We start from the raw sequence: 3,452 nt of genomic DNA on the forward strand, positions 1-3,452 counted from the left end.
CCACCACGGCCCGCTACACCACCCCCGACCCCCTCGGCCTGTCCCCAGCCCCCAACCCCCTCGCATACGTCCCCAACCCCCACACCTGGACCGACCCACTCGGACTTGCTCCAAAATACGAGAATCAGATGCCGGAAGATCTGCCGCGCGAGCTGGCAGATGCAGAACGCCTTGGAGTCAGGCCCCTCAAAGTTGGTGACGCAGGGTTTGATGAAGCTGTAAATTCGGGGACTATCAAGTGGGCAATAGACGTAGATGGAGATCTTGCTGTTATTCCAAAACACGTCAATGGTGTCGAGTTGAAGCACCCTGTCATTACAGGTGGAAGGCCGGTATTGGCTGCAGGGGAGGCTGACATAGCAGGACAGAAGGGGGGGTATTTTGGTTTGAGTCTTGACAATAATAGTGGCCACTATAAGCCGTCGATTGAAAGTCTTCAGCGAGGAAAGGATGCATTTGAACGCGCAGGAATCCCCTTCCCCGAGTAAGCGTAATCCACGGATTGCAGATTTGCAGTCCGGAGGGTCAGTCGATACCAGAACCGAGGTGTTGGCTGGTTTGGTCACCGCTCCTGGCGGAAGCAGAGAGTGGGCTCAGGGCTGGGAGGAGGTGCGTGAATATTCCGTGGGTAGGATGCAGAATTCTGATCTCGATGAAAAGATTCGAATCAAGTGGGCGCAAGTAGCTATGTTCGCGATCGCCAGGAAAGAGCAACCCGGGGGAAGGCAGGTATCTGCTGCTGGGGAAGCGAGGATCAGATCCTATTTGATCTGTACGTTTGGTCAAGTTTCCGAGAGTGGTCCACGGAATCTTCGTGACCTGTATGAGTCGACCATCTTGTCCATCGGTGCGACACGTCAAGAGGTGCTGGAAGCGGCCACAGGGTGGCAAAATTCTGATGTGCACGAGATTCTAAGACTGCGACGTATCAAGAATCTACTAAGGCCACTCGAGGATGTGGATGCATATTTGGGGGAAGAATTCAGAGACCCAGAGGTGGTCGATTGGTTGAGCTTGCTTCCTCGTCTGCCATAGCCCCTCCGAGGACATTCGGGTTCCCTTCGTCGAGCTTTTCGATCACAGAAGATCGACGGCATTCCATCGGATGCAGAAAGCCGGTGCGTAGCTGCATGCAGGTACCAGGAGTGCGGTGTCAATTCGTTGAAGCAACGCCTTCGGTCAGGGCGTCTTGGAAGGCTTTTTGTGGTGTGAGGCAGTCGAGGCAGCGGCGGGGCTGGTTGTTGATCTCTTCGGCGATGGTCGGTGATCTCGCTGCCCTTGGGGAGGTAGCGGCGGATGATGCCGTTGGTGTTCTCGTTGGTGGGCCGCTGCCAGGGGCTGTGCGGGTCGGCGAAGTAGACGTCCAGGCCGGTGGCCAGGGTGAGAGCGGCGTGCTGTCCCATTTCGATGCCCCTGGTCCCAGGTCAGGGACGTTTCTGGCCGCGACGGGTGCGGCCGGAGGGCAGCATCACGCCGAGCTTCGCCAGCTCGCCCTTGGGCAGGGCGTAGATCCAGGTGTAGACGGCACCTCGTGGAAGACGGTGGCATTGCCGGCCGCGAGGGAGCCTTCCATGAAGCCCACACAAGGAGCCTTAAATGTGGCGTGAATTGATTCTGCGCATGTATCCACAGGCGGAGCTTGGTCCTTCAGGCTCGGAAGCGGTGCTGGATCGAGTCCAGAGTCGTCTTGGTCAGTGAGGTTTTCTCAGCGGTGATCACTTCCAGATTCCGTTGAGGACGAGGGCGGCGCGGGCGATGTCGCCGATGCGCCTGGGGCTGAGCGTGATGTGCTGCAGGGTGCGCCATCGCTGCTTGAGTTCGGCGGCGGTGCGCTCGCCGAGGGCGCGCGTGTGCCGCAGCAGGGTGTTGAGCGTGCGGGTGTCGACGTGAAGTGTCTGTTCAGGCTTGCCCTTGGGGCGGCGGACGGGGATGCGGATCCCGATGCCTGCTCCGATGTAGCCCTTGTCGGCGAGGGTGGGGAGACCATCGGCTGCCGCCTTGTAGAGCGCGGGCAGAGCGTGGGCTCGGGCGGCGGTGATGTCGGGGGTGGAGCCGGGTTCGACATCGGAGACCCACAGAGGTGTGCCGTCGGGGGCGGACAGGAACTGGATGTTGCCGCCGAACGCCTTGTGTTTCTGGCTGAACCACAGGTCGTTGCCGTTCTCGCGCACACCGGCGACGCGGTCGGACTCGATCAGCGTGCCGTCCAGGATCACATGCGTCAGTTCCTGAAGGTGGCAACGGTCCAGGACTTTGTGCAGGTCGGGGGCTTGGTCGGCGAGGACGTCGATGCCCTCGTGCAGGTAGCGGTAGCCGGTCGCCTGGGAGACGCCGGCGTCGTGGGCCAGGCAGTGCACGCAGCCCCGCTCGCGGAACCGGCGCAGCACCGGAACGGCCTGGCGGAACGGGCCGAGCACCCGGGAGCCTCTTGGTGTGCCGATCCGGCGCCGGTGGGCAGTCAGCAGGCGGGCAAGGTGCTCCACCACATGGCGCGGTACGTCGAGCGTGGCAACATAGGTGACCAACGTGAAGCCTCTGGTTCAGCGGACGATCTTGTGAGAGAGACCCGTCCTACCAGGGGCTTTACGTCTGCCCGCCGCCGGGGCCCCGTTGCCCGTTGCACCCCGAACACACCGGATGCGCCCGCTTCGCGAAGATCATTTCGCTGAGAAAACCTCAGTGGTTGAATAGTGGAGGTTAGACCTTGCAGGAAATCGTTCGATGGTCCAGGAAGTTTCAAGTCTGGCAATACTCCGTTAGCCATGCGACTCTGCTTCTACGTAGCTTTCACCCTAGTGATTATGGCACCAGAATCGATGTCGTGTTTCGGGGCACTGCTCTTATGCTGCTGAAGCCTTCATTTTCCAATTTGCATATCCAAAAGGCGACTCTTGTCGAAGCTCGTGACCTGTCTGAAACGATCAGTGCGGCACTTCAACCGCATGGTGACCTCTATGTGATCAATAATGGAGAAGGGTTTGTTCAGGCAGGAAAGTGTGCCTGGTCTGAGGATGAAGGAGATCATCATACGCCGTCCCGGTTTGGCCCCTTGCGGGGAACCGAATAGTTTGAGCACGGAGTCTGCTTTGTGAGCGGTCGGCCGACATGGACAGCCTCCCAGGTCAGAGGACCTTCCGTCTCCACGTCATGCCCAGAGGGCAGATCCATGTCCGCCTCGACCCGTTCCTTTCTCCGTACGGCCTGTCATCGAGGACTGACAGAGGGATGAGTTGGCGGACGCCGCCTGGCATGCCCGCACGACCCTGTGGGGCACCACCACCTGGAACACCGACGCCACCCGTACACCCCGCTCCGCTTCCCGGGCCAGTACCACGACCCGGAAACCGGCCTCCACTACAACTTCCACCGCCACTACGACCCCACCACGGCCCGCTACACCACCCCCGACCCCCTCGGCCTGTCCCCAGCCCCCAACCCCCTCGCATACGTCC

The 3,452-nt window shown here is 60.5% G+C and carries 2 protein-coding genes and 1 pseudogene; 2 read left to right on the forward strand and 1 reads right to left on the reverse strand.

Going from position 1 to position 3,452, the window contains the following annotated elements:
• A partial coding sequence (locus tag H299_RS39725) for an RHS repeat-associated core domain-containing protein (RefSeq protein ID WP_486587397.1) occupies positions 1 to 488 on the forward strand: 488 nt, incomplete at its 5' end.
• A gap of 1,227 nt (positions 489 to 1,715) precedes the next feature.
• Here H299_RS39725 and H299_RS0123635 read toward each other — a convergent pair.
• Positions 1,716 to 2,525 (reverse strand): transposase family protein, encoded by an 810-nt coding sequence (locus H299_RS0123635; RefSeq protein ID WP_027750424.1) that lies wholly within the window; start codon positions 2,523 to 2,525, stop codon positions 1,716 to 1,718.
• A 699-nt stretch (positions 2,526 to 3,224) separates the two neighbouring features.
• On the opposite strand from H299_RS0123635, the pseudogene H299_RS35890 reads away from it, so the two are divergent.
• Positions 3,225 to 3,452 (forward strand): annotated as a pseudogene (locus tag H299_RS35890) (RHS repeat-associated core domain-containing protein); the annotation flags it as partial.

Source organism: Streptomyces sp. CNH287 (assembly GCF_000424825.1).